This is a genomic window from Pseudomonas sp. NC02, from assembly GCF_002874965.1.
Classification (GTDB): domain Bacteria; phylum Pseudomonadota; class Gammaproteobacteria; order Pseudomonadales; family Pseudomonadaceae; genus Aquipseudomonas.
Window position 1 is genome coordinate 1,573,429 of sequence record NZ_CP025624.1, and the last position, 25,750, is coordinate 1,599,178.

At 60.0% G+C, this 25,750-nt stretch carries 29 protein-coding genes, 1 tRNA gene and 1 pseudogene; 21 read left to right on the forward strand and 10 right to left on the reverse strand.

Going from position 1 to position 25,750, the window contains the following annotated elements; all coding sequences use genetic code 11:
* Nucleotides 1-22: 22 nt before the first annotated feature.
* Nucleotides 23-1,456 (reverse strand): M48 family metalloprotease, encoded by a 1,434-nt coding sequence (locus tag C0058_RS07320; protein ID WP_003211991.1) that lies wholly within the window; start codon nucleotides 1,454-1,456, stop codon nucleotides 23-25.
* Between the two features lie 95 nt (nucleotides 1,457-1,551).
* Between C0058_RS07320 and C0058_RS07325 the strand changes: the two genes are divergently transcribed.
* Nucleotides 1,552-1,791, forward strand: a complete 240-nt coding sequence (locus C0058_RS07325) for a sulfurtransferase TusA family protein (protein ID WP_003211989.1) — start codon at nucleotides 1,552-1,554, stop codon at nucleotides 1,789-1,791.
* Between the two features lie 40 nt (nucleotides 1,792-1,831).
* The gene (locus C0058_RS07330) at nucleotides 1,832-2,902 is read left to right on the forward strand and encodes an AI-2E family transporter (protein ID WP_003211986.1); all 1,071 of its coding nucleotides are present in this window, start codon (nucleotides 1,832-1,834) and stop codon (nucleotides 2,900-2,902) included.
* A gap of 133 nt (nucleotides 2,903-3,035) precedes the next feature.
* On the opposite strand, the gene C0058_RS07335 is transcribed toward C0058_RS07330, so the two are convergent.
* Nucleotides 3,036-3,509, reverse strand: coding sequence for a peroxiredoxin (locus C0058_RS07335; protein ID WP_003211984.1), 474 nt, complete (start codon nucleotides 3,507-3,509; stop codon nucleotides 3,036-3,038).
* Between the two features lie 10 nt (nucleotides 3,510-3,519).
* Nucleotides 3,520-4,080, reverse strand: a complete 561-nt coding sequence (locus C0058_RS07340) for a glycine cleavage system protein R (RefSeq protein WP_003172487.1) — start codon at nucleotides 4,078-4,080, stop codon at nucleotides 3,520-3,522.
* Between the two features lie 261 nt (nucleotides 4,081-4,341).
* On the opposite strand from C0058_RS07340, the gene dapA reads away from it, so the two are divergent.
* From dapA to C0058_RS07395, 11 genes are all read left to right on the forward strand, one after another.
* Nucleotides 4,342-5,220 carry a 4-hydroxy-tetrahydrodipicolinate synthase gene (gene dapA / locus C0058_RS07345; RefSeq protein WP_003211981.1) on the forward strand — a complete coding sequence of 293 codons (879 nt, stop codon included), beginning with the start codon at nucleotides 4,342-4,344 and terminating at the stop codon, nucleotides 5,218-5,220.
* A 17-nt stretch (nucleotides 5,221-5,237) separates the two neighbouring features.
* The gene (gene bamC, locus C0058_RS07350) at nucleotides 5,238-6,353 is read left to right on the forward strand and encodes an outer membrane protein assembly factor BamC (protein ID WP_102368296.1); all 1,116 of its coding nucleotides are present in this window, start codon (nucleotides 5,238-5,240) and stop codon (nucleotides 6,351-6,353) included.
* A gap of 4 nt (nucleotides 6,354-6,357) precedes the next feature.
* Nucleotides 6,358-7,116, forward strand: a complete 759-nt coding sequence (locus C0058_RS07355) for an MBL fold metallo-hydrolase (protein WP_003211977.1) — start codon at nucleotides 6,358-6,360, stop codon at nucleotides 7,114-7,116.
* Between the two features lie 28 nt (nucleotides 7,117-7,144).
* A complete protein-coding gene (gene purC / locus C0058_RS07360; protein WP_003211975.1) occupies nucleotides 7,145-7,858 on the forward strand; it encodes a phosphoribosylaminoimidazolesuccinocarboxamide synthase in 714 nt (237 codons plus the stop codon).
* A gap of 83 nt (nucleotides 7,859-7,941) precedes the next feature.
* Nucleotides 7,942-8,031, forward strand: a tRNA-Ser gene (locus C0058_RS07365).
* Nucleotides 8,032-8,152: 121 nt separating this feature from the next.
* Entirely contained in the window at nucleotides 8,153-8,548 is a 396-nt protein-coding gene (locus tag C0058_RS07370; protein ID WP_087692601.1) for a nucleotidyltransferase domain-containing protein, read from the forward strand.
* Entirely contained in the window at nucleotides 8,538-8,972 is a 435-nt protein-coding gene (locus C0058_RS07375) for a DUF86 domain-containing protein (RefSeq protein ID WP_003211948.1), read from the forward strand. Before C0058_RS07370 ends, C0058_RS07375 begins: the two co-directional genes overlap by 11 nt.
* Before the next feature lie 75 nt (nucleotides 8,973-9,047).
* Nucleotides 9,048-9,605, forward strand: a complete 558-nt coding sequence (locus C0058_RS07380; protein WP_102368297.1) for a cytochrome b — start codon at nucleotides 9,048-9,050, stop codon at nucleotides 9,603-9,605.
* Between the two features lie 43 nt (nucleotides 9,606-9,648).
* Complete coding sequence (locus C0058_RS07385) at nucleotides 9,649-10,200, forward strand: tetratricopeptide repeat protein (protein ID WP_256579560.1); 552 nt, start codon at nucleotides 9,649-9,651, stop codon at nucleotides 10,198-10,200.
* 59 nt (nucleotides 10,201-10,259) lie between these two features.
* A complete protein-coding gene (locus tag C0058_RS07390; protein ID WP_003211943.1) occupies nucleotides 10,260-10,757 on the forward strand; it encodes an RNA polymerase sigma factor in 498 nt (165 codons plus the stop codon).
* The gene (locus tag C0058_RS07395; RefSeq protein ID WP_102368298.1) at nucleotides 10,754-11,521 is read left to right on the forward strand and encodes an anti-sigma factor; all 768 of its coding nucleotides are present in this window, start codon (nucleotides 10,754-10,756) and stop codon (nucleotides 11,519-11,521) included. The genes C0058_RS07390 and C0058_RS07395 overlap by 4 nt, the downstream gene beginning before the upstream one ends.
* Nucleotides 11,522-11,523: 2 nt before the next feature.
* On the opposite strand, the gene C0058_RS07400 is transcribed toward C0058_RS07395, so the two are convergent.
* The 3 genes from C0058_RS07400 to C0058_RS07410 form a co-directional block, all read right to left on the reverse strand.
* On the reverse strand, nucleotides 11,524-12,552 hold the full coding sequence (locus C0058_RS07400) for an AraC family transcriptional regulator (protein WP_102368299.1): 1,029 nt from the start codon (nucleotides 12,550-12,552) through the stop codon (nucleotides 11,524-11,526).
* A 26-nt stretch (nucleotides 12,553-12,578) separates the two neighbouring features.
* Entirely contained in the window at nucleotides 12,579-13,400 is an 822-nt protein-coding gene (locus C0058_RS07405) for an SDR family NAD(P)-dependent oxidoreductase (RefSeq protein ID WP_102368300.1), read from the reverse strand.
* A 112-nt stretch (nucleotides 13,401-13,512) separates the two neighbouring features.
* Entirely contained in the window at nucleotides 13,513-14,454 is a 942-nt protein-coding gene (locus C0058_RS07410) for a LysR family transcriptional regulator (protein WP_003211934.1), read from the reverse strand.
* A gap of 159 nt (nucleotides 14,455-14,613) precedes the next feature.
* Between C0058_RS07410 and C0058_RS07415 the strand changes: the two genes are divergently transcribed.
* The 5 genes and pseudogenes from C0058_RS07415 to C0058_RS33215 all read left to right on the forward strand — a co-directional run bounded on the left by C0058_RS07415 (nucleotide 14,614) and on the right by C0058_RS33215 (nucleotide 20,175).
* Nucleotides 14,614-15,924: an MFS transporter gene (locus tag C0058_RS07415; protein WP_003211933.1), complete on the forward strand. Its 1,311-nt coding sequence runs from the start codon at nucleotides 14,614-14,616 to the stop codon at nucleotides 15,922-15,924.
* Nucleotides 15,925-15,946: 22 nt separating this feature from the next.
* Complete coding sequence (locus C0058_RS07420; protein ID WP_102368301.1) at nucleotides 15,947-17,176, forward strand: Zn-dependent hydrolase; 1,230 nt, start codon at nucleotides 15,947-15,949, stop codon at nucleotides 17,174-17,176.
* A gap of 168 nt (nucleotides 17,177-17,344) precedes the next feature.
* Nucleotides 17,345-18,370 carry a histone deacetylase family protein gene (locus C0058_RS07425; protein ID WP_102368302.1) on the forward strand — a complete coding sequence of 342 codons (1,026 nt, stop codon included), beginning with the start codon at nucleotides 17,345-17,347 and terminating at the stop codon, nucleotides 18,368-18,370.
* A 179-nt stretch (nucleotides 18,371-18,549) separates the two neighbouring features.
* Nucleotides 18,550-19,317: pseudogene (locus C0058_RS33210) on the forward strand (MCP four helix bundle domain-containing protein); the annotation flags it as partial.
* Between the two features lie 48 nt (nucleotides 19,318-19,365).
* A complete protein-coding gene (locus tag C0058_RS33215; RefSeq protein WP_371316412.1) occupies nucleotides 19,366-20,175 on the forward strand; it encodes a methyl-accepting chemotaxis protein in 810 nt (269 codons plus the stop codon).
* On the opposite strand, the gene C0058_RS07435 is transcribed toward C0058_RS33215, so the two are convergent.
* Nucleotides 20,144-20,995 (reverse strand): hypothetical protein, encoded by an 852-nt coding sequence (locus tag C0058_RS07435; protein ID WP_003211926.1) that lies wholly within the window; start codon nucleotides 20,993-20,995, stop codon nucleotides 20,144-20,146. The two genes, C0058_RS33215 and C0058_RS07435, sit on opposite strands and share 32 nt — an antisense overlap.
* A gap of 192 nt (nucleotides 20,996-21,187) precedes the next feature.
* On the reverse strand, nucleotides 21,188-22,033 hold the full coding sequence (locus C0058_RS07440) for a DUF6216 family protein (RefSeq protein WP_003211924.1): 846 nt from the start codon (nucleotides 22,031-22,033) through the stop codon (nucleotides 21,188-21,190).
* 151 nt (nucleotides 22,034-22,184) lie between these two features.
* On the opposite strand from C0058_RS07440, the gene C0058_RS32985 reads away from it, so the two are divergent.
* Together C0058_RS32985 and C0058_RS07450 are read left to right on the forward strand one after the other, a co-directional pair.
* Nucleotides 22,185-22,430, forward strand: a complete 246-nt coding sequence (locus tag C0058_RS32985; RefSeq protein WP_008437880.1) for a hypothetical protein — start codon at nucleotides 22,185-22,187, stop codon at nucleotides 22,428-22,430.
* Nucleotides 22,427-23,329 (forward strand): LysR family transcriptional regulator, encoded by a 903-nt coding sequence (locus C0058_RS07450; protein WP_008437881.1) that lies wholly within the window; start codon nucleotides 22,427-22,429, stop codon nucleotides 23,327-23,329. The genes C0058_RS32985 and C0058_RS07450 overlap by 4 nt, the downstream gene beginning before the upstream one ends.
* Here the strand turns inward: C0058_RS07450 and C0058_RS07455 are convergent.
* Together C0058_RS07455 and C0058_RS07460 are read right to left on the reverse strand one after the other, a co-directional pair.
* Nucleotides 23,321-24,079: a substrate-binding domain-containing protein gene (locus tag C0058_RS07455; RefSeq protein ID WP_008437882.1), complete on the reverse strand. Its 759-nt coding sequence runs from the start codon at nucleotides 24,077-24,079 to the stop codon at nucleotides 23,321-23,323. The two genes, C0058_RS07450 and C0058_RS07455, sit on opposite strands and share 9 nt — an antisense overlap.
* A 12-nt stretch (nucleotides 24,080-24,091) precedes the next feature.
* Nucleotides 24,092-25,384 carry an MFS transporter gene (locus tag C0058_RS07460; RefSeq protein WP_003211917.1) on the reverse strand — a complete coding sequence of 431 codons (1,293 nt, stop codon included), beginning with the start codon at nucleotides 25,382-25,384 and terminating at the stop codon, nucleotides 24,092-24,094.
* 198 nt (nucleotides 25,385-25,582) lie between these two features.
* Here C0058_RS07460 and C0058_RS32750 point away from each other — a divergent pair, with 198 nt between their 5' ends.
* A complete protein-coding gene (locus tag C0058_RS32750) occupies nucleotides 25,583-25,729 on the forward strand; it encodes a hypothetical protein (protein ID WP_003211914.1) in 147 nt (48 codons plus the stop codon).
* The last annotated feature ends 21 nt before the right edge of the window (nucleotides 25,730-25,750 follow it).

The following is a 25,750-nucleotide window of genomic DNA, read 5'->3' on the forward strand; positions in this document are numbered from 1 at the left end:
GGCTTTTTTGTGGCTGAAAGGTTTAGCCCATCATGTCTTTGACCATGCGTTCCTGGTCGATCAGTTCACGCTGGCGTGCGTCGATACGTGACGAAAGCGGGAAGTTGCTGCCGGCGCGACGCTTGGCGAAATCCAATTGCTGGATGGCCTGCTTGAAATCTCCCACCAGCGCGAAGTACTCGGCCCGGGCCTGATGCAGGCCGATGATATTGCCCGACAAGCCACGGGTTTCCGCAACCTGGTACCAGACGTCCGGATCGTCCGGGCGAGACTTCAACAATCCTTCCAGGGCTTTTTCCGCGTCAGCGTTGCGGTTCTGCTTGAGCAGCAGATCCACACGAACCTGGTTCAGCGGATAGTTGCCTGGATATTGCGTCAACATTCGGTCCGTACGCTGCTGGGCATCCGGCAGGCGATTGTTGGTCATGTCCAGCTCGATCTGCGCCAGGTTGTAGGTGATGTCGTTGGGCGCCTTGGCCAGCAGCGGCTTGAGGTTTTCCCGGGCCAGGTTGAACTGGGCACCCTTGATCTGAGCGATGGCGAGGCCATAACGCGCGATATCGTTCTTCGGATTTTCATCCAGCTGGGCCTGGAAACGTTTGGCGGCCAGCCCCGGGGTGTCTTCGTAATACAGTTGCACTCGAGCACGGATCAGTTGATAGCGCAGGCTGTCCTCAATGCCACCCAGCTTGGCTTGCTCCGCACGGTTGCGGGTGTCGGCGATCCGCGATTCGGTTACCGGGTGAGTCAGCAGGAATTCAGGCGGCTTGGCATCGAAACGGTACTGGCGCATCAAGCGCTCGAACATGGTTGGCATGGACCGTGGGTCGTAGCCGGCTTTCTCCAGGTTGAGAATGCCGATGCGGTCAGCCTCTTGCTCGTTTTGCCGGGAAAAGCGCCGTTGCTCCTGGATCGCGGCGGCCTGGCTGCCGGCGATCGCGGCAATGCCCGCATCGCCTGCGCCAGCGGCGGCAGCGATGATGCCGCCGAGCAGCGCAGCCATCATCGGGATCTGCATGCGCTGCTGTGCTTCCACGCCTCGTGCGAAGTGACGCTGGGACAAGTGAGCCAGTTCGTGGGCCAGTACCGAGGCATATTCGCCTTCGGTCTGGGCGTTGAGGAACAGGCCGCCGTTGACCCCGACGATGCCGCCCGGTGCGGCAAAGGCGTTCAACTGCGGGCTGTTGATCAGAATGAATTCCAGGCGCCGGTCATTGACCTGGCTGGTTTCCACCAGCTTATAAACGCTGGATTCGACGTAATCCTTGAGCTGAGGGTCGTTGAGTTGCGAGACCTGGCCACGCAGGTAGGCCAGCCATGCCCGACCCAGATCGTATTCCTGTTTTGGCGAGACAATGGCAGAACTGGCGTCGCCAAGTGACGGCAGGTCGTCGGCGAAGCCTGGAGAGGCAAGCAGGCAAGCCAGCGTCAGCAGGGTAGGGCGCAAAAAAGTCATGCACAAAGCCTTTCGACAAAGAGCTTACTGTAGCCGGACACTGAGCTTCGGACCAGATATTCTAAGCGCCCTCGACGCCCACCCGGAGTTAGACCATGACCGACGCTGTAGCCTTCGATGCCGAACTGGATGCCAGTGGCCTTAACTGCCCGCTGCCCTTGCTCAAGGCCAAGCTGGAGCTCAATCGGCTGGCCAGCGGCGCGGTGCTCAAGGTGATCGCCACGGACGCTGGCTCCCAGCGGGACTTTCGTACGTTTGCCAAGCTGGCCGGCCACACCCTGCTGCATGAAGAAGACGAAGCGGGCGTCTATCGTTACTGGTTGCGCAAGGCCTGAATCGCTTGAATATGCTGTCCTTATCGCCTGAGGTTTATTGATGTTCAAAGTGTTACGTGACTGGATTCAGCGCTACTTCTCCGACGAAGAAGCCGTGGTGCTGGCCGTCCTGCTGTTTCTTGCCTTTACGGCCGTGCTCACTTTGGGCGGCATGCTGGCGCCGGTACTGGCGGGGATGGTGCTGGCGTACCTGATGCAAGGCCTGGTCTCCATCCTGGAGCGTCTGCGCTTGCCGGGTGGGGCAGCGGTGGGCCTGGTATTTGCCTTGTTCATGGGGCTGTTGCTGGTATTTATCGTGATCGTGGTGCCTTTGCTGTGGCACCAGTTGATCACCTTGTTCAATGAGCTACCGGGCATGCTCGCCAAGTGGCAGTCATTGCTGCTGCTGTTGCCTGAGCGCTATCCGCACCTGGTGTCGGACGAGCAGGTCCTGCAGGCCATTGAGGTGGCTCGCGGCGAAATCGGAAAGTTCGGACAGTGGGCGCTGACCTTTTCCCTTTCGAGCTTGCCGCTGCTGGTCAACATCATGATCTACCTGGTACTGGTGCCGATCCTGGTGTTTTTCTTCCTCAAGGACCGCGAGATGATCGGTCGCTGGGTGCGTGGCTATCTGCCCCGTGAGCGTGCGCTGATTACCCGGGTCGCCGAGGAAATGAACCGGCAGATTGCCAACTACATCCGCGGCAAGGTTATCGAGATTTTTATCTGCGGTGGCGTCACTTACATCGGTTTTGTCGCGCTGGGGCTTAACTACGCTGCCCTGTTGGCGCTGCTGGTGGGTGTTTCGGTGGTGGTGCCATACGTTGGCGCGGTGGTGGTGACGGTGCCGGTGATGTTGATCGCGCTGTTCCAGTGGGGCTGGAGTGATCAGTTCATCTACCTGATGGCGGTGTACGGCATCATCCAGGTGCTGGACGGCAACGTGCTGGTGCCGCTGCTGTTCTCCGAGGCGGTGAACCTGCATCCGGTGGCGATCATCTGTGCGGTGTTGTTGTTTGGCGGGTTGTGGGGCTTCTGGGGGGTATTCTTTGCGATTCCCCTGGCGACGCTGTTCAAGGCGGTGCTGGATGCCTGGCCTCGGCAGGAGCCGGTGGTGGCGCCGTTACTCTGATATTTGTGGTGCCGGTGCAGGGCCTCATCGCGGGCAAGCCCGGCTCCCACATTGACTGAGTTGTCCTGTCGAACAATGATCACAGGTGGGAGCTGGCTTGGCTGCGATAGCTATTTCAAAGCCAGCAGGTGAATCAAGCCTGGTTCAGCGCCTGTGCCGCTTCGAGCACTGCATCCACATGGCCTGGCACTTTCACACCGCGCCATTCCTGGCGCAGTACGCCATTCTTGTCGATCAGGAAGGTGCTGCGATCAACACCCAGGTATTCCTTGCCATACAGCTTCTTCAGCTTGATCACATCAAACAGCTGGCAAACCGCTTCGTCCTTGTCGCTGATCAGCTCAAAGGGGAATTCCTGCTTGGCCTTGAAGTTCTCGTGGGACTTCACGCTGTCCCGGGACACGCCAAACACCTCGGTGTTGGCCGCCTTGAACGCAGCATGCTGGTCACGGAAGCCCTGGCCTTCAGTGGTGCAGCCCGGGGTGCTGTCTTTCGGGTAGAAGTAGATCACCACTTGCTTGCCCTTGAGCCCGGCGAGGCTGAAGGTTTGCCCGCTGGTGGCCTGGGCTTCGAAGTCGGCTACCGGTTGGTCGATCACTACAGACATGAAGACTTCCTTACATAGGGTTCTGTGGGCGCCAAGGCTCGATCAGTGCGTCGAGGTTCAGGGCATCGGCGAAATCCAGGAACTGGTCGCGCAGCCAACTGATCTGTACGCCGGCCGGCAAGGTCACGGTAAAGGTGGCGTTGAGCATGGTGCCGCCGGTCTGCGGAGCCTGATAGGTGTCGCAGGTCAGGTTTTCCAGCTCGACGTTGTGGTCGATAAAGAACTGGCACAGCTCGTTGACGATGTCCGAGCGGTAGGCCGAACTGACATAGGCCACGTAGGGCAGGGCCTGCGGACGGTTTTCCAGGGCGGCGCTGCGCACCACGTTGACCGTGAAGTCATGCTTCTTCGCCAAACCCGGTAAACCGGTTTCAAGGCGGGCCAGGGCATCCCAGGTCCCGGAAATCTGCAGGACCAGCGCACTGCACTCGCCATGGCGGGTCAGGCGGGAGGTCACGACGGCGCAGCGGTTTTCATGGCTGGCGCGGCACAGGACGTTAGTCAGCTCCATGGGGTTGGCGCCGAGGGCACTGATGACAAGGAATTGTTCGCGGACTGTGGGGGTGGACATGCAGCCTTCCTAAAGCGATGAGCGGTCGATACGATGCAAGCGGTATCAATCAAAGGATGAAGGGTAGCGAAAACCATCGCCAAGGGCTAGGAGGTGGCGTTTTCATTACGTAATCAGCTTCATCAAACCCCGCTTTGGCAGAATGATGGCGCTGCCGCGAACTAAGTTGATCCAGAACGCATCCTCAGGCGGTACTTCGCTTGTACAAGCATCTTGGCGCCAGTACCATTACCGCTCTCTTTTTCCGGCAGGAGCAGTTGCATGATTGCGGGCAGTATGGTGGCACTGGTCACACCCATGGATGCACAAGGTAATCTCGACTGGGACAGCCTGGGCAAACTGGTGGACTTCCACCTGCAAGAGGGCACCAACGCCATCGTGGCGGTCGGCACCACAGGTGAATCGGCCACACTGGATGTGGAAGAACACATCGAAGTGATCGAGTTCGTGGTCAAGCGCGTTGCAGGGCGCATTGCTGTCATCGCCGGCACGGGCGCCAATTCGACCCGCGAAGCGATCGAATTGACCAGCAACGCCAAGAAAGCCGGCGCCGATGCCTGCCTGCTGGTGACGCCGTACTACAACAAGCCGACCCAGGAAGGCCTGTACCTGCACTTCCGCGCCGTTGCCGAAGCGGTCGATATCCCGCAGATCCTCTACAACGTACCCGGTCGCACCGCCTGCGACATGAAGGCCGAGACCGTGATCCGCCTGTCCACCGTACCGAACATCATCGGTATCAAGGAAGCCACCGGTGACCTGCAGCGCGCCAAGGACATCCTGGCCGGCGTCAGCAGCGACTTCCTGGTGTACTCCGGTGATGACGCCACGGCGGTCGAGCTGATCCTGCTGGGCGGTAAAGGCAACATCTCGGTGACTGCCAACGTCGCACCGCGCGCCATGAGCGAGCTGTGTGCCGCAGCCATTGCCGGTGATGCGGTCAAGGCCCGGGCGATCCACGAACAACTGGCACCGCTCAACAAAACCCTGTTTATCGAATCCAACCCTATCCCCGTGAAATGGGCGCTGCATGAGATGGGCCTGATGCCGGACGGTATCCGTCTGCCGCTCACCTGGCTCAGCGAAGCCTGTCACGAACCGCTGCGACAGGCCCTGCGCCAGTCCGGCGTCCTGGTTTAATTGAGGAAGCACTACGCATGAAGCGATTGGCCGGACTTTCCGCACTTGCCTTGATTATCTCCAGCACCAGTGGCTGCGGTTGGATCTGGGGCCCGGAAGGCTACTTCCGCGACCGCGGTAGCGATTACCTGGAAGCCCAACAAACTGCCCCGATGAAATTGCCGCCGGACGTCAATGTCGCCAAGCGCCTTGACCCGTTGCTGCCGATTCCGCGCAACGTGGCCGACGACACCTTCAAGGGTGAATACGAAGTGCCGCGTCCACAGCCGCTGTCGGCCGTGGCCGAGGCCAGCGACTACAGCCTGCAGAAGAGCGGCGACACCCGTTGGGTCATGGCCCAGCGCCCACCTGCCGAAGTCTGGCCGGTGGCCGTGCAGTTCTTCCAGGACAACGGTTTCCGCCTTGACGAACAACGCCCGCAGACCGGTGAGTTCACCACCGCGTGGCAGCACACCAGCGAACTGTCGGCATCCATGGCCAAGCGCCTGCAGGCCGGTGGTGTAGCCAATGACAGCGAAGCCCGCATCCGCGTGCGTATCGAGCCAGGCGTGCAACGAAACACCAGTGAAGTCTACGTGGTCAGCGCCGAGCGTCCTGCCGGCAGCACCGCCAACGTCGACTTCACCCCACGTTCGGTCAACACCGGCGTGGACGCTGCCCTGGTCGACGAAATGCTCGCCAGCATGAGCCGTATTTCCGAGAAGGGCGGTTCCGTCTCCCTGCTCGCCGCCGGTAGCTTTGACACACCTAGCCGCGTCAGCCTCAGCGAAGACGGCAGCGGCAACGTGGTGCTCAACCTGGGTGAAGACCTGGACCGCGCCTGGTCGAGTGTCGGCCGCGCGCTGGAGCACGGCGAATGGCGCGTTGAAGACATCAACCGCAGCCTGGGCCTGTACTACATCAACCTGGCCGAAAAAGCCGAGAAGAAAGACGACGAGCCAGGTTTCTTCAGCAAGTTGTTCGGCAGCAAGCCGACCAAGGAAGAGATCGAGACCCGCGCCGAGCGTTACCAGGTTCGTTTGAGCAAGGTAGGCGAAAGCGTGCAAGTCACCGTCGAGAAAAACATCAACACCGTGGCGCCGGCAGAAGTGGCGCGCAAAGTGTTGGGCGTGATTCAGGACAACCTGGGCTGATCCGATGCGTTTTGCCGTTCTCGGCAGCGGTAGCCAAGGGAACGGCACGCTTGTAGCCCACGACGACACGTACGTCCTGGTGGATTGTGGTTTCTCCCTGCGGGAAACCGAGCGGCGCCTGCTGCGCCTGGGGGTTCACCCCGCGCAGCTGAGCGCGATTCTGGTGACCCACGAACATGCCGACCACGTGCATGGCGTGGGTTTGCTGTCTCGGCGCTACAATCTTCCGGTGTACCTGAGTCGCGGCACCTTGCGCGGGATGCGCAAACCGATTGAACCCGCAGGTTTGCTGGCCGGTGGCGAACAATTGCAGATCGGTGCCTTGAGCATCGATGTGATTGAAGTGGCCCACGATGCCCAGGAACCGACGCAATACGTATTCAGTGACGGTGAACGGCGTTTTGGCCTGCTCACTGACCTGGGTTCGTACTGCGCCAAGGTGCTGGACGGTTACCGGGACCTCGACGCATTGATGATCGAGTCCAACCACTGCCGTGACCTGCTTGCGCGTGGCCACTACCCGGCCTTTCTCAAGCAGCGGGTCGGCGGGCAGTTTGGACATTTGAACAACCACCAGGCGGCGTACCTGGTGTATGAGTTGGGCTGGCAAGACCTGCAACACCTGGTCCTGGCCCACCTGAGCAGCAAGAACAACCTGCCGCAGCTGGCCCGGCAATGTTTTGTCGACACCCTTGGGTGCGACCCGGACTGGCTGCAACTGGCCGATCAAGATTCAGGGCTCGACTGGCGACACATCGCCTAGCCCACCTACTTAGCAAGCGGAGCCCATCATGGAAAAACGTGAAGAACTCTACCGCGGCAAAGCCAAATCGGTTTACAAGACCGACGACGCCAACCGCTTGATCCTGCTGTTTCGCAACGACACCTCGGCGTTCGACGGCAAGCGCATCGAACAGCTCGACCGCAAAGGCATGGTGAACAACAAGTTCAACGCCTTCATCATGCAGAAACTCGAAGCGGCCGGCATTCCGACCCAATTCGACAAACTGCTGGGCGACAACGAATGCCTGGTGAAAAAACTCGACATGATCCCGGTCGAGTGCGTCGTGCGTAACTATGCGGCCGGCAGCCTGGTGAAGCGTTTGGGCGTGGAGGAGGGCCTCAAGCTCAACCCCTACACCTTCGAGCTGTTCCTGAAAGACGACGCCAAGGGTGACCCGTTCATCAACGAATCCCACGTGGTGGCATTTGGTTGGGGCACCGCTGAGCAACTGGCTCGCATGAAGGAGCTGTCGCTGAAGGTCAACGACGTCCTGAGCAAACTGTTCGACGACGCCGGCCTGCTGCTGGTGGACTTCAAACTGGAATTCGGCGTGTTCCACGACGGCTCCATCGTCCTGGGCGACGAATTCAGCCCGGACGGCTGCCGCCTGTGGGACAAAGACACTCGCAAGAAGATGGATAAAGACCGCTTCCGCCAGGGCCTCGGTGATGTCATCGAAGCCTACGAAGAAGTCGCCAATCGTCTCGGCGTACCGCTGTAACCGACGCAAGCATCTGATAGCACGGAAAAAAATCGCTTTGGCGCTTTGCTTCCAGGAAACAGGCTGTTATGATGCGCGCCGTTGGAGAGATGCCAGAGTGGCCGAATGGGACGGATTCGAAATCCGTTGTACCTTCACCGGTACCTAGGGTTCGAATCCCTATCTCTCCGCCATTATTGAAAAATGAAAAACCCCCGATAACTTCAATGTTGTCGGGGGTTTTTTGCTTTCAGTCAGAAACTGCATAATGAATTCTGCTACGGTCTTCGTTAATTGGCGCTTCGGACATCGGTCATGAATTTTAAAAAAGTACTGGCGCATTTGCAGGCTGAAGTTCCCGAGCTATTGGCTGTGTATGTGTTCGGTAGCCAAGTGACGGGTGAGGCAGGTAGTGAGAGTGATCTGGATGTTGCGGTCCTTTCTGCGGGAGTGGTCGAGCCTTTATTGCTATGGCAGCTTTCTGGGGAGTTGGCCGATATCGTTGGAGTTCCCGTCGACTTGCTTGATTTGCGCGCAGCCTCAACGGTAATGCAATACCAAGTATTGACCACTGGGCGTCGGCTCTGGTCCGGGAACGTCCAGGCGGGTCTATTCGAGAGCTACGTCCTGAGCGAAAAAACCGCGCTGGACACGGCAAGGGCTGAATTGTTGGCGGATATCCAGAAGGAAGGGAAAGTTTATGGTCGATGATGTTCTCATCAATAAAGCAGCCAGTATTGAGCGTTGCGTTGCGCGCGCCCGTCAGGAATACGATAAGGATCCCACCAGCTTCACCACCGATTTCACGCGCCAGGATGCGGCGATTTTGAATATTCAGCGTGCCTGTGAGGCAGCGCTGGACATGGGCCAGCACTTGATTCGTCGTGAGCGCCTGGGTGTTCCACAAGGAGCTCGTGACGTGTTTGAGTTGTTATGTCAGGGCGGTTGGGTCAATCCTGCGTTGCTGACCAACCTGAAGAACATGGTCGGGTTCCGTAACATTGCTGTTCACGAGTACCAGACGCTTCAATTGCCGATTACTGTAGCGATCATTACAAAACACCTGGATGAGTTTCTAGCATTTAGTTCGCATATTTTGACCAAGGATGCGGGGTTGGAAAATAAACAAGTCTAATCTGTAAATTTTCCATCCCTCTGAATAAGTTTTCCTGCTGCGGTGTTCACCACACAGACCACTCAGGAAACGCCCATGAACAATCCCGCCGACCGCTACGACCGCCTGACCCGCACCTTCCACTGGCTGACCGCCGCCCTGGTGATCTTCATGTTCGCCAGCGCCCACGTCTGGGAAAACCTGGAAAAAGGCACGCCACTGCGCAAGGGCCTGCAATCGGTCCATATCTCCCTGGGCATCGCCATGGCGGTGCTGATCGCTGCACGTATCCTCTGGCGTGTGTTCGGCGGCAATCACCCAAAGGCCGACAATCACCCTGCGCTTAACGTGGCCGCCAAAATCGCCCACGGCTGTCTATACCTGTTGTTACTGACGCAGGTGACCCTGGGCTTCCTGTTCCGCTGGGCCCAGGGCGAGCCCTTCAAGTTTTTCGGACTGTTCCCGGTGCCAGCGCCTTTTGTGATTGATCACGAATTGCGTGGCACCCTGGGCGGCCTGCACAACAATGTCGCCTGGGCGATCATCGTACTCGCCGGGCTGCATGCCTGCGCCGCGCTGTGGCATCACTACATCCAGCGCGACAGCACGTTGCGCCGCATGCTGCCGGCCCCTCGTGGCGATCTTCCCTACTGAGTTTGCTGCTGTACTTTCCCTATCGTTACGGAGCATGAATGCCATGAAGAGTCGTCCCGAGCACGCCGTTGGTTACCGCACCGCTTTGTTCTTCGGCGCCTGTATGGCCGCCGCGCTATTGGCCGGCCAGGCCCATGCCTCCGGTGACGAATCGGCGCCGCCCAAGCCCAACTGCCCCAAAGGCCAGGTCTGGGATACCAAGACCGGCAAGTGCGTGCTGCAAACCAGCAAGGCCACGTCGGACGCCGACCGCACCGACTACGCCTACCGCCTGGCCAAGGACGGGCGTTACGAAGAAGCCCTGTCACTGCTCGACACCCTGCACAACCCGAACACCGCCAAGGCCCTGAACTACCGCGGCTACGCCACCCGCAAACTGGGGCGCACCGATGAAGGCATCAGCTACTACCTGAAGTCCGTGGCACTGGACCCCAACTACGCACAAGTCCGTGAGTACCTGGGGGAGGCCTACGTCATCAAGGGCCGTGTGGACCTGGCCCAGGAGCAACTGGTGAAGATCAAGGCGTTGTGCAGCACCACCTGCGAAGAGTACGAAGACCTGGCAGAAGCCATCGCCGCCGCGCCTCAGGCTTGAAGCTGTGAGCGAACAGCCGGGAGATTGCCATCACCACAGACGCTGAGTTGCGCCGAGAGTTGAGCCAGCTGTTGCCACGTTTATGGCGATACGGGCTGGTGCTGTCGCGACAAAAGCATGTGGCTGATGACCTGGTGCAAGCCACCTGCGTGCGGGCGTTGGAGCGTGCAGGCCAGTTCGTGGCTGGCACGCGGCTGGACCGCTGGTTGCTGACGATCATGCATTCGATCTGGCTTAACGAATTGCGCGCCCAGCGAGTACGGCAAGGGCAGGGGTTTGTCGACGCCGAGCAGGCGTTGTCGTTCGACGGTGAAGCCCTGGCTCAGGACCAGGTCCTGGCCGCGCAGGTGATCAAGCGCGTCAATGCATTACCCGAAGCGCAGCGGGAGACTGTTTTTCTGGCCTACGTCGAAGGCCTCTCATACAAGGAAATTGCCGAAGTCCTGCATATTCCCGTAGGAACGGTGATGAGCCGGTTGGCCGCTGCGCGCATGAAGCTGGCTGAAACTGCGCACTCAAGCGGCTTGTTGGATAAATCGAGCGGAGAACGACGATGACTCAAAATACACCACCGTCGGATGAACTGCTGGTGGCTTACCTGGACGGTGAGTTAGACCCTCAGCAGCGTCAGGTTATCGATAACCTGCTGGGGATCGATCCTGCCGTGACGGCCCGCTTGGAGCTGCTCAAGCGCGGCCACTTGCCGTTCAAATCAGCCTTCGATTCGGTTCTCGATCAAGCCCCTACAGAGCGTTTGCAGGTGATGCTCGATGCCTTGCCGCCGGCACAAACACCCACCCTGAGTCGACGCAAATTTCTCGCGGTAGCAGCAAGCTTTGCGGTGGCCGGTGTGGTCGCTGATCGCTTGTTCATGACCTGGCCCCGGCCTGAGCCCGGTTCGGGCTGGCGTGCCTCGGTTGCCGAATACATGGCGCTGTATACGCCCCAGACCCTGGAAAACCTCAGCGCCGATCCCGACTCCCATATCGCCCAGCTGAGTTCGGTCGGGACCCGGCTCGGCCTGCCGTTGAACCCGGATGCAGTACACCTGCCTGGCGCCGAATTTCGCCGCGCACAAATCCTCGATTATGACGGCGTACTGATCGGCCAACTGACCTACCTCGACGCGCGCCACGGCCCGCTGGCGCTGTGCATTACGGCGGCGAAAAAAGGTGCGGTGGCCATGGCCACCGAACAGCGCCGGGGCATGAACGTGGTGTTTTGGTCCAGCCCGTCCCATGCGTTCATGTTGATTGGCAGAAACCCGTTCGAGGATTTGCAGATCATGGCGCGCAGTGCCGAGAAGGCTTTGTCGGCATAGCTTCAATGAGACGATGAGGGCGTCTGCAACGCCCGCCACCGAGCCGGCGTCGTCCCCTCCCAGGAACGAAACGCACGATAAAACGAGTTGGTATCTTCATAGCCCACCAGGCACGCGATCTCGTCTATCTCAATCGACGGCTCGGTGAGCAGATGCCGCACCACTTCCTGGCGGGTTTCCAGCATCAGTTGCCTGAAACTGGTGCCGGCCTCGGTAATGCGCCGTTGCAACGTGCGTTCGCTCATGCCCAGCTCCCGCGCTACCTCGACCATCTCGGGGCGGCCACTGGCCAGGAAGCGCTTGAGGGTGATCTTGACCTGATGGCTGATGCTGGCCGGTGTCGAGGCCTCGGCAAGCGCTGCCACCAGGCCCGGGTTCAGCATTTCGAGCATTTGCGGGTTGTACCCCGGAAAAGATCGGTCCAGATCGGCGGCGTCCAGTATCAGCGCGTTGCGCCCGGCACCAAAACGCACGGAGCAACCGAAAAACTCGGCCAGTGCACGGCTGCCATCGTCCGGGCGAACCAGTTCGACCTGCAGGGGAGTGATCTGCGTCCGTGCTCCCCGTCGCCCCAATTCAACAAACGTCGCAAACGCCGCATCCACCAGCAGCGCAGGCGGTAATTCTGGCGTGTGCAACCAGTCGATGGTCACCGTACAGGTACGGCCATCCTCGCAAACCTGCAGGCGCTCGGGTGTGCACAATTGCTTGAAGCGGGCGAGGCGGTGCAGGCCATCGCGATAATCCCGGGCGATAAAAGCGGCAAAGCTGGAGGGTGGAAGCGCGGTGATATCCAGCCGCGTCACCAGTAATATCCCGACAGCCGGATCAGGATTAAGTATGCGCACCGCCTCCCACAAGCGAAAGAACTCCAGCGTCGTCACCTGCCGCCGGTCTCGCCGCTCGCGGATATGCAGGGTCATGGGCAAGCGTGCCTGACGCAACACCACCGACGGCTCCAGCCCGACGCTCTGCAGCGCCAGCCAGAACACATCCGGTATGTTGAAACGGGGTTGGGTCACGTCAGGCATGCGGCACCTTTTTCAAAAGCGTGAGATTAATCCGAGGCTGACACGCTGAGGTCATGCCACTTCTTATCCGACTCGGCCAAGTCTGCTGCTGCCCGGGCGGCGTATTGCACGGCATCGCTGCCGATCAGCAAGCGTAGCGGGGCGTCTTTGTTCAGTGCCAGCTCCAGCACGATTTCGGCAACCCGGTCCGGACCCGTCGGCAGGATGCCGGGGGAGTTGAGCAATTCAACCAGGGCGCCGACCGTTTGTTGGTAGGGCTCACTGATGGCCGGAATCGTCATGGAACTGCCCGACCAGTCCGTGCGCATGCCGCCCGGCTCCAGCACGGTCACCTGGATGCCCAGTGGTGTGACTTCCTGTGCCAGTACTGTGGAAAATCCACCGACTGCCCATTTCGCACTCTGATACGCGGCCAGGCCGGCCATGCCGATGCGGCCACCCAACGACGATACCTGGAAGATATGCCCACGGCCCTGGGCGCGCAGCACCGGCACCACGGCCTTGCTCACGTGCACCACACCATAGAAGTTGGTGCTGATCTGCGCGGAAAAATCCTCCAGCGTCACATCTTCCACCGACGCCAGGTCACCGTAGCCGGCGTTATTGACCACCACATCCAGGCGACCAAAATGTTTCACCGCGGCATCCACCGCTTCCAGCACCTGCTGGTTGTTGGTCACGTCCAGCGTGACCGGATAAATCGCCTCGCCGTAGTCGGCCACCAGGTCATCCAACTGCTTGGGATTGCGCGCGGTGGCAACCACACGATCACCGGCGCGCAGGGCGGCTACGGTAATCGAGCGGCCGAGGCCGCGGGAACTGCCGGTGATAAACCATATCCTGGACATTCGAACACCTCTTCGTTTGAGACTGCGGGAGTAACCTGTGAACGAATGATGGTCGACCGGCTTCTCTCATACACTAGCAAGAGGCCGCCAAGTGACTTGCATATCACGCCATTTATTCTGCGGCCAACCGTGCCGACAGGCTTTCGATAAACACCGTCTCCGCCCGGCTCATCTTCTGCTCACGGTTCCACAGCAGGTGGATATCCACGTCGGTAATCCCTTCGTCTGGCGGCAGGCGCCAGAGCAACCCATGCTTCACATCCTCGGCCACCACATGAATCGGCAGGCAGCCCAGGCCAAACCCGGCAATCACCAACCGCCGCACTTCCTCCAGGCTGGAGGACGACGCCACGATGCGCCCGCTGAAGCCCTGCTGGTCGCGAAAGATCGTCAACGGCGAGAGCATTCCGCCGATCTGGTCGCTGGTGAAACTCACGAAGTTCTCCGACTGCAAATCTCCCTCCGCCAGCCCGGTGCGTCCGAACAACGGGTGATGCCGCCCGCAAAAAAATGCATAACGCTGACGTAGGAACAGGTGCTGCTCCAGCCGTGGTTGCGGCCGGCGATTGAGGCTCAGGCCCAGCGTCGCGGTTTTCTCCAGCAGGGCGGCGACGATGTCAGAGCTGCGCATCACCTCAACGTCCAGGTCGACCCGGGGATGCTGGCGATGGAAGTCCGCCAGGAAGTCATCAAAGGTGTCCGAACTGATCCGGCTGATCATCAGCAACCGCACTTTGCCAAGCACCTCGTCGCCAGGCTTTTGCAGGGCGTTGCTCATCTGCGAGACCTGGCCATACATCTCGCCGGCGATCGCGAAAATCTGCTCGCCGGCTTCGGTCAGCACAAAGCGCGGGCCGCGCCGGGCGATCAACTGGCAGTCGAGCTGTTCTTCCAGGCGCTTGAGCGCCTGGCTGATGGCCGGCTGGGTGAGGTGCAGGCGGGCGGCGGCGCGACTGATGCTCAGCTCCTGGCCGATCACCCTGAAGGTGCGCAACAGGTTCCAGTCCAGGCGGTCATTGAGCAGCGGATGAACATCGCGGCGGTTTTCAGGCATGTCGACAGCTCGATAATAAGCAGGATTTATAATCGGAATAATAAATAGAAAATTGACTAATCATAGGGCTGAGACGAAAAATCACCCTCAACCAGCGCCATCAGAGCGCGTGCGCCAGTCCTTTCTCCTGCCAAAAAAATAACCAAAGGAGCCAGCCCCATGAAGCCTTCCGCTTCGCCGCAGCCGCGCCGTGCCGCGGCCGCCGCTTTCATCGGCACCATGATCGAGTGGTACGACTTTTACATCTACGCCACCGCCGCCGCGCTGGTGTTCGGTCAATTGTTCTTCCCTTCCGACGACAAACTGTTCAGCACCATGGCCGCGTTCGGCACCTTTGCCGTGGGCTTTTTCGCCCGGCCATTGGGCGGCATTGTGTTTGGGCATATCGGTGACCGTATCGGTCGCAAGAAATCCCTGGTGATCACGCTGGTGATGATGGGCGTGGTCACCGTATGTATCGGCCTGTTGCCGACCTATGCGCAGATCGGCGTCGCGGCGCCGGTGTTGCTGGTGCTGCTGCGCATCGTGCAGGGCATCGCCGTTGGCGGCGAGTGGGGCGGGGCGGTGCTGATGGCCGGCGAACATGCACCCAAAGGCCGTCGCAATTTCTTTGCCTCCTTTGCACAGTTGGGCAGCCCGGCGGGTTTGATCCTGTCGTTGCTGGCCTTCAGTGCGGTAACCCGTTTGCCGGAGGCCGACCTGCTCAGTTGGGGCTGGCGCGTGCCGTTCCTGGCCAGTGCCTTGTTGTTGATCGTCGGTCTGGCAATCCGCCTGGGCGTCAACGAATCGCCTGAGTTCCTGGAAGACAAAGCCAAGGCAGAAAAGGCCCGGGCCATCACCCAGGATCAGGCCCCGGTGATCGAAGTGCTGAAAACGGCCTGGCGCCCGCTGCTGCTGTGCATCGGCGCCAACACCCTGGGGATTGCCGGGGTGTATTTCACCAATACCTTCATGATTGCCTACACCACCCAGCAACTTAACCTGCCGCGCTCGTTGATTCTGGAATGCCTGTTTGTCGTGGCCATCATCCAGTTCTGTGTCCAGCCGCTGGCGGCCTGGGTGGCGGAGAAGGTCGGTGCCACACGCTTTCTGTGTGCGATGAGCGTGCTTGCGATGGCCTCGCCTTATCCGATGTTCGTGCTTGTCAGCAGCGGCCAGGCGCCATTGATCATCCTCGGCATCGCCCTGGCCGTGGTGTGCATGGCCTCGTTTTATGCGGTGATTGCAGGCTTCGTCAGCGGCTTGTTCGAAACCCGCGTGCGCTACACCGCCATCTCCCTGGCCTACCAAGTGTGCGGCGCACTGGCCGGTGGCCTCACGCCGTTGATCGGCACCTGGCTGGCCCATGAATACCAGGGCCAGTGGTGGCCGATGGCTGTGTTCTACAGCGCGATCGCGGCGGTTTCGCTGCTGTGCGTACTTGCGTTGTCCCGGCGTCACGCCACCGCCCACCGTCTTGAAATGGCTTGAAGCGTTTGATTGGAGAATGTGTATGTTGAAGATTAATGGCGAGCGCCTGTGGGCCAGCCTGATGGCCATGGCCGAAATCGGCGCCACGGCCCGCGGTGGCAGTTGCCGCCTGGCGTTGAGCGCCGAAGACCAGGCGGGCCGCGCACTGTTCAGCCGCTGGTGTGAAGAGGCCGGGCTGACCCTGAGCGTCGATGCCATCGGCAACCTGTTCGCCCGCCGGGCTGGCACCGACCCTGAAGCTGCGCCGGTGATGATGGGCAGCCACCTCGACACCCAGCCGGAAGGCGGGCGTTTTGATGGCGTCTATGGTGTGCTGGCCGGACTGGAAGTGATCCGCAGCCTCGACGACCACGGCATCAAGACCCGCAAACCGCTGGAAATCGCGGTGTGGACCAACGAGGAGGGCGCCCGGTTTACCCCGGCCATGCTCGGCTCGGCGGTGTTCACTGGCACCTTGGCGTTGGATAACGCGCTGGCCACCCGGGATGTCGCCGGTGTCAGCGTGGCGGATGCGTTGCGCAGCACCGGCTACAACGGCGAGCGCCCATTGGGCGGCGCGGTGGATGCGTATTTTGAAGCGCACATCGAGCAAGGTCCTATTCTGGAAGACAACGCCAAGAGCATTGGCGTGGTCACCGGTGGGCAGGCGATTCGCTGGCTCGACGTGCGCGTGGAAGGCATGGCCGCCCATGCCGGGACCACGCCGATGCCACTGCGCAAGGACGCCTTGTACGGCGCCGCGCAGATGATCCAGTCGCTGGAAAACCTGGCGGCTGATTTTGCGCCTGAGGGCCTCACGACCGTGGGTGAATTGAGCATCGCCAAGTCGTCGCGCAACACCATTCCCGGCTTGCTGAATTTTACCGTCGACCTGCGTCATCACCGCGACGCCGACATAGAAGCCATGGAGCAACAGGTGCGCACCCGCTTGCAGGACATCGCCGCCCAACGTGGTCTGAGCGTCACCGTCAGCCCGCACTGGATCAGCCCGGCGACACCGTTTGATGCCGAGTGTGTCGCCTGTGTGCAGTCCGCCGTGGATGCGTTGGGTTATGCCCAGCAATCGATTGTCAGCGGTGCTGGCCATGACGCCATCCACCTGGCGCGGTTCTGCCCCACGGCGATGGTGTTCATTCCGTGCGTGGGAGGCTTGAGTCATAACGAAGCCGAAGATGTGCTGCCCGAGGACGTTCGCCAGGGTACCGATGTATTGCTCAATGCCGTGTTGAAACGTGCCGGCCAGGCTAATTAACGAAACATTTCTGCAAGGTTGAACACGATCAAAATGTAGGAGCTGGCTTGCCTGCGATAGCGGTGGTTCAGGCAACAAATTTGTATCTGAGCCACCGCAATCGCAGGCAAGCCAGCTCCTACAGGTCCGGTGTTCAACCGCAGATGTGTGCCCATCAGGAGAAATCCCATGCGTACTTATTTCCACCCCGAACAACTCCTGCACCATCCTCGCAGCTACTACTCCCGTGGCCAGATGCGTACCCCGCAGGAAGTCCCGGAGCGCGCCCGCAATCTGCTGCTGGCCGCGCAAAACCTGGGCTTCGACATCCAGCAACCCCACGACCACGGCCTTGATCCACTGCTGGCTGTGCACGGTGCGGCCTACCTGGCCTTCCTCCAGGAAGCCCACCAGCGCTGGAAAGAAATCCCCGAAGACTGGGGCGACGAAGTCATGTCCAACATCTTCGTGCGCGAGCCCAACGCCCTGCGCGGCATCCTTGCCCAGGCGGCGCGCTACCTCGCCGACGGCAGTTGCCCGATTGGCGAACTCACCTGGCGCTCGGCCTATTGGTCCGCCCAAAGCGCCGTCGCTGCCGCCCGGGACATCCTCGACGGCGCACCCGCGGCCTACGCGCTGTGCCGCCCGCCAGGCCACCACGCGCGTTTTGATGCAGCCGGTGGGTTCTGCTATATCAACAACGCGGCGGTTGCGGCGCAGGCGTTGCACGCTGGCTTCGAGCGCGTCGCCGTACTCGACACCGACATGCACCATGGGCAAGGCATCCAGGAGATTTTCTACGAGCGTGATGACGTGCTGTACGTGTCGATTCATGGCGACCCGACCAACTTCTATCCGGGGGTTGCAGGCTTTGCGGAGGAGCGCGGCGCAGCCAAGGGGGAAGGCTTCAACCTCAACCTGCCGATGGCGCATGGCGCGAGTGAGGCGGTGTTTTTCCAAAAGCTGGAACTGGCATTGAAGGCAGTGAAGGACTTCTCGGCGGACGTGCTGGTGTTGTCGCTGGGGTTCGATATCTACGAGCTGGATCCGCAAAGCAAAGTGGCGGTGACACGGGAAGGATTTGCGCGGCTGGGGGAGTGCATTCGTGGATTGGGGTTGCCGTGTGTGATCGTGCAGGAGGGCGGGTATCACCTGGAAACGCTGGACAGTAATGCTCAGGCGTTTTTTGCAAGTGCGCAGGCGTGGTCGATGTAACCCGCTGAATAAAGCGCCCCGGACTGCCTTGGAAATACATTCAAGGCGCGTCCGCCCCGTGGGCCTCTCACGTCGATAATTTATATCTCTTAACTTCTGGTCGACACCCCTAAAGTCCCGCCCTGACTGGCCGAAACTCTGTCATACGATGTCGTATGCCCATAATGAGAACAATCGCCATGTCGCTCCGCAGCCTGTCCATCGCCCGCCGTGCGGGTCTCGGTTTTGCCTTGATTGCCTTGCTCGTGGCGCTGTTGGGGTTCTTTGCGCTCTCGAACATGGCAAGCATCCGCGAAAGCGCCGTGCAGGTTGAAAGTGGCCTGGTGCCGAAAATGCGCCTGGTCTCGGATATCCGCGAAATCATGCTGCGCATCCGCACTATTTCCCTGCGCATGGCCCTTGATCCCAATCCCGCGAGCCTCTCGCAATACCGTAGCCAGATGGACACCCGCAGCCAGGATCTGACGAAGAAACTGGCCGACCTGAATGCGGTGATTGATACCCCCGAGGTACGCAATCTTTATGATCAGTTCCAGGTCTCCCTGCGTCAGTATCAGCAAGGTCTCACTCAGTCATTCATCCTCGCCGACAAGCAGCAGACCGCCGAGCTGAACAAGTTGCTGCTGGTGGACATGAAGACCGTGGTCGACGGTTCCGGCAATCAGCTCAATGCCCTGGCCGACTATTACAACGCCCAGATAAACCTGCAGGGCCAGACGGCCGAGTTGCAGTACAGCCGCTCGCGCACGATGGTCTTCGGCTTCGTGCTGCTGGCGGCGTTGAGCACCGTGGCCCTGGCCTGGTTGCTGACGCGTAGCATTGTCGGCCCGCTCAGCCACGCGGTGCGCGCCGCAGAAAACGTCGCCCAAGGCGACCTGACGCAAACCGTTGAAGTCACCGGCGATGACGAAGTGACGCGCCTGCTGGTGGCACTGCAGAGCATGCAAGGCAGCCTGCGCAGTACCTTGCAGCTGATTCGCCAGTCGGCCGGGCAGATGGCGGCATCGGCCACCGACCTCAACGGCATCACCGACCAGAGCAGCCGCAGCCTGCAAAAGCAGACCGCTGAAATCGAGCAAGCCGCCACCGCGGTCAACGAGATGACTTCGGCCGCCGATGAGGTGGCACGTAATGCAGTCTCCACTTCCGAATCCACCCGGCTCTCCAATGAAACGGCCCGCGATGGCCAGCAGCGCGTCGGCGAGACGGTCAGCGCGATTCAGGCGTTGAGTACCAACATCGGTGAAACCTCGAGCCTGGTGCAAAACCTCGCCGATCAATCGCGGGACATCGGCAAGGTGCTCGATGTGATTCGCTCCATCGCCGAGCAGACCAACCTGTTGGCCCTGAACGCCGCCATCGAGGCGGCGCGTGCCGGTGAGTCCGGGCGTGGCTTTGCCGTGGTGGCCGACGAAGTGCGTGCGCTGGCCCATCGCACCCAGCAATCGACCCTGGAAATCGACCAGATGGTCACCGCGATGCGCAGTGGCTCCAGCGAGGCACTGACCTCAATGCAATCGAGCACCCAGCGGGCCAGCGAAACCTTGATCCTGGCCGAAGGCGCCGGTGGAGCCTTGAGCCAGATCACCGACTCCATCGACCAGATTCACCAGCGCAACCTGGTCATCGCCAGCGCCGCCGAGGAGCAGGCGCAAGTGGCCAAGGAAGTGGATCGCAACATCGTCAACATTCGTGACCTGTCCGCGCAATCATCTTCGGGAGCAGGGCAGATCAACGGGTCGAGCCAAGAGCTGGCGCGCTTGGCCGTGTCGCTCAATGAGGCGGTGGCGCGGTTTCAGCTGTAACCGGGTCTAGTCGTGCCACGGATGGCACCAGCTCCAGGATCCGGTCACGACCCCCTTCGGCCACCAGGTACGTTCCCTTCGTCGTACGCACAATCGACTGTGGCGCCTTCAGGAAAGACAGGATCGTCTGCTGGCGTCCTTGCTTGTCGATCAACAACAAACGCGCGCGGTGGGTGGAATCCTCGTTGATCCATAACCCGCGTTCATCGCACATCAGGAAGGTGGGTTTGTTCAATTGGCTCAGTACCACTGGATCGCTACCGTCCTCGGTTAATTCGCGGACCACACCCTTCTTCTTTTCCGTGTAGAGCATGCGCCCATCGGTACAGCGAACGATCGACTCGCCTTCGCTGAGTTGGTCACGCACGACGCTCAAGGTCTTGTCGCTCCAGCGATAGCGCAGTATGCGGGCAGCTACCTTGCGGTCTTCGATGGCGTAAAGGAACTCGCCGTCGTCCCACAGCCCTTGCACGCTGTCGCCCTTGAACAGCTCGGTAACGACGCCGTCCTTGAGGAAACTGACCGGCGCGCCGTCCACTTCCTGGCTGAATACCCAACCGCCTTGAGTGGCGACCATCCCATCCGGTTTGGATAAATTTCCTACCACCTGTTCGCGTTTTCCGTCGGGCAAGATGCGCACGATACTGCCAAGGCTGTTGCTCAATTCCTGGCTGACCATCAGCGAACCGTCAAGCATTGGCATCAGCGACGCAGCCTTTTCCACATTGCGGTGGATCACTTGCACACTCCAGTTATTGGCAGCGCTGACCGGATAGAAACTTTGCCAGGCGAAGAAGCCCAGGGTGGCAAGGCAGAGCAACCCCAGTAGCCACAGACCCAGAAGAAGCGCGCGATAGAGAGGCGCTGGGTTGGAAGTCCTTTTTATTGTGTTATCCATTGAGTGCGCTGCCGGTAGGTAGTCGTGAATAGAAAAGATCTGAATATAAATTAATTGTCGTGGTCACCTGCAAGAGGGCTGCATATCGTGCCCCGCCTGAAACGTCTCTGGGAATCACCTGATCCCTCTGGCAAGCCACTGGCGGTATAGCTTACGGGCGACTTCCATTCGCGCGATAAGGATAACCAGCCAGATCATCCCGCCCATCGAGAGCAAGGCGAACCACAGCAGGAGCCCGCGCTGTTCGCTCAAACCGTCGCGCACGTATTTACTGTAGTTTTTATCGATAAAAAATGAGCAGATGACGTCGAGCTTTTCTTCTGGCAGACCGGGAAGGATGAAGGCTTGCAGAGACCCTGATGACCGACATTGCTCAACAGTGAGCCTTGCGTCGGACCATATCCCGAACTTCACGTTTTCTTCGGAGAGGTAGAATGATGGCGACTCCGGAGAGTTTTTCAGTGACACCATCAAATACCCGGATTCAATCAAAGGTGGAGTGATCGCTACGCCTGCCAGCAGCACGATGGCCAACAAGAAACAGCAATTGGTCCTCCACTGCGCGAACCTTCTGGTGATGAAGCTCAAGGCAGTGAAGTCGCTCCAGTCAATGTAGCGCTTCACTCGACCGAAATCGCGTGGGGTGAATCCATTGTTGTACATCCACTCTTCAGCCGAGTCTGCATCCTGCAAGGTGTTTGCAGGAATGTTGAACTCATAGCGGTAGTACTCCAGCTCACGGAGGTCCTTGCGCATGCGTTCGAAACGTTCGGTTTCGAAGTGCGGCTGCCCACCAAAAAAACGCCAAATCCAGTCGCGCAGAAACAACAGAGAGCCGGAGCGTCTGTAGATGAAACAAAGCAGCCACACAACGGCGAGTAGAGTAACGATGCCGCTGAATGCAGGGAAATTTTCAACATACCAAGTCAGCGGTGTGCTTTTGGAGATTGGGGCGGTCATGGCTTAATCCTTAGTCATAACGAGTCGAACGCGCGATTCTAGGCAAACTGGGCAGAGGTGTCTTTGCTTCAGGAAAAACAGGAAGAAGCTGACTTGCACGTAGGAAGCCGGACAGCATCAAGAGGTCATTGAACTGAAACGCTTATACGGTGTGCAGATTCACGTAGACCTGCTGATCAAGGGTTTTGACGGTGCCAGCGAGCGTGTGAAGCTTGATGCCAGTTTTGCGACAATTGACGCCCTAATACCCGAGACCTATGATCAAGCCCAGCTCACTGAGCTGTTAGCAGAGGCAGGATTTTTGTATACGGCAGATACCGGAAAAACCCAGCCTGTTGCTGGGTTTTTTGCATCTGAGCGTTTTTCTCCCGCGACTACCCAACGGCCCACTCGATGATCATCAACTTCGACCTCAACGACCTCCAAGCCTTCCGCGCCGTCGTAGACAAGGGCAGTTTCCGTGCGGCGGCCGAAGCCATCCGTATCTCCCAGCCGGCCCTCAGCCGGCGTATCGAGAAACTCGAATCCGCCCTCGACGTCAAACTCTTCGAACGCACCACGCGCCGGGTCAGCCTGACCATGGTCGGCCGCGCGTTCCTGCCGCAAGTCGAGCGCATGCTCGATGACCTGGACATCGCCCTGATGGGCATCAGCAACGTCGCCTCGACCCGCATGGGCAATGTCACCATCGCCTGTGTGCCCTCCACCGCGTACTACTTCATGCCCCACGTGATCTCCGAATTCCACAAACTCTATCCGAAGATTCGCCTGCGGGTCTTGGACGCCAGTGCGGGCGAGGTGTGTGCGGCAGTGGAAAGTGGCGAGGCGGATTTCGGCGTGAGTTTCAGCGGCAGCCTGGCAGACGGGGTGGAGTTCGAGCTGTTGTTGCAGGAGCGTTATGTACTGGCCTGTCGCCGGGAGCACCCGCTGGCGGACCGCGCCAGTGTGACGTGGGCCGAGGCGTACGAGCACGACTACATCACCGTGGACAAGACCTCAGGCAACCGCTTCCTGCTGGACCAGGCCCTGCGCGGCGTGCGGGTGAAGAAACCAAGCATCTGCGAAACCCATCACGTGACGACCATGATCGGGCTGGTGGAGGCGGGGCTTGGGGTGGCGATGGTGCCGTCGATTGCGATGCCGGGCGGCGAACATCCGATTCTGACGAGCGTGCCGCTGGTGGAGCCGGAGGTGGTGCGCAACGTGGGGTTGATCAAGCGCCGCGGGCGTACGTTGACGCCGGCGGCACTGGAACTGGAGCGGTTGACGCGGGAGATGCCGTTCCGGTCAGTGTGAGACCGAATCCAGGCCGGTGGATTGCACCACCGGTTGCGCCTGGGGCGAGGCGAGGAATTGCAGGAGCTTTTTCGCCTGCGCCGGGTGCTGCGCATTTACCGGAATGCCCGCGGCAAAACGGGTGACGGACTGCACGTCTTCGGGGATCTTTCCGACGTAGGTCACGCCTGGAATCGGCAGCAGTTCGGACACCTGTTGCAAGCCCACTTCGTAATCACCCTTGGCCACCTGTGAGGCCACCGGGATGCGTTCGATCATGGTGCCCTTGGACGGCATGCCGAGCTTCTTGAACAGTTCCTTTTCGACGTAGACGCCGCTGGCGCTGTCCGAGTACGCGACGGATTTGGCGTTGGTCAGTACCGTCTTCAGTTCGGCATCGGTGGCAATCGAGGGCTTGGCCGCGCCTTCCTTGACCACCAGGCCGATGCGCGAGTCCGCCAGTTCAACCCGGGACGCCTTGTCGACCTTGCCTTGCTTGATCAGCTCATCCAATGCGTAGCCGACCATGATCACCACGTCGGCGTGTTCGCCACGGGCCAGGCGGTTGGGAATCGCTTCCGGCGCCTTGCCCATCGACGGGCCGAGGATGGTGTCGAGGGTGTCGCCGCTCTGGGTGGCGTATTGCGCACCCAGCACCTTGTAGGCAGCGGTGAAGCCGCCGGAGGTCATGACTTTCAGCTCTTCGGCGTGGGCGACCATCGCCAGGGAACCGATCGCCAGTGCCGCCAGTGTTTTCAGCATGGGGTTCATCAGTGCGACTCCTCAGGCAACTTGCAGACGGGCGCTGGCGCGGCGATACAGCGCGAACGTCGCGCACAGGGCGCACAGCGCGGCGAACATCAGCCAGTAGGCGGGCGATGCCTTGTCGCCCGTCTCGTGGATGAACCAGGTGGAAATCGCCGGGGTAAAACCGCCGAAGATCGCGGTCGCCAGGCTATAGGCCAGGGAGAAGCCGGCCACACGCACTTCCACCGGCATGATCTCGGTCAGGGCCGGGATCATGGCACCGTTGTACATGCCGTAGAGGAAGGAGAACCACAGCAGGGTTTCCAGCATGTGCGCGAAGCTTGGCGCATTGACCACGTAGGAAAGTGCCGGGTAAGCGGTCAGCACGGTCAAAGCAGTCATGGCGATCAGCACCGGCTTGCGGCCAAAACGGTCACTGAGGGTGCCACCGATGGGCAGCCAGATGAAGTTCGACACGGCCACCAGCAGGGTCACCAGCAGGGCGTCGGCGGTGGTCAGGTTGAGTACGGTTTTGCCGAAGGTGGGTGCGTACACGGTGATCAGGTAGAAGGCCGTGGTGGTCATCGCCACCATCATCATGCCGCCGATCACGATGGTCCAGTTCTTCACCAGGGTGGCCAGCACTTCGCGCATGGTCGGGCGATGCTTGCGGTTGGCGAACTCTTCGGTTTCCTGCAGGTTGCGGCGCAGGACGAAGATGAACGGGATGATCACGCAGCCGATGGCGAACGGAATGCGCCAGCCCCAATCGGCAACCACGGCTGGTTCCATCCACTGGTTCAGGCCATAACCCAGGGCGGCCGCGACCACGATGGAGATCTGCTGGCTACCCGATTGCCAACTGGTATAGAAACCCTTGCGGCCCGGGGTGGCCATTTCGGCCAGGTACACCGACACGCCGCCCAGTTCGGCACCGGCCGAGAAACCTTGCAACAGCCGGCCCATCAGCACCAGCAGCGGTGCCCACAAACCAATGGTGTGATAGCCGGGCACCAGCACGATCAGCAGGGTGCCACTGGCCATGATCGCCAGGGTCACGATCAAGCCTTTGCGACGGCCCACATCATCGATGTACGCGCCGAGGATGATAGCCCCCAGCGGACGCATCAAAAAGCCCGCGCCGAACACGGCGAAGGTCATCATTAATGACGCAAATTCATTAGCGGCAGGGAAGAAGGCGGCGGCGATATAGGTGGCATAGAAACCGAACAGAAAGAAGTCGAACTGTTCGAGAAAGTTGCCGGAGGTGACGCGAAAGACCGCGCCGACTTTGGAGCGGGCAGAGTCAGGCCGTGAAGGGTTTTGCATTTTCTTGTGTCTCCAGCGTTCTTTTTAAAGTGCTTGTTTCGCTTAAGACCGCGGATAGTGGCTGACACATTTGGAAATGATAAGTGAGTTGTTTACATGTATTGATGCGTCGTGGTTATCAATTGCCGGATGCACACAAAACCGCTCCCTCATCTATGCTTGCCCAGTGTGTCCAATTCTTACGGATGGGAGGTGGGTATGAGCAACGAACAGAAGCAGCGCGAAGAGTTGGAGCAGGAGCGGGCGAGGAAGCTTCGCGAGGAAGAAAAGCCGCAGACCTGGAAGCATCCGGACGATGGCACCGAGCTGTCGGAGCGCGATCAGGAGCGCCCGCTCAGGCCTTGATGCAGGCATTTCACTGTGGCG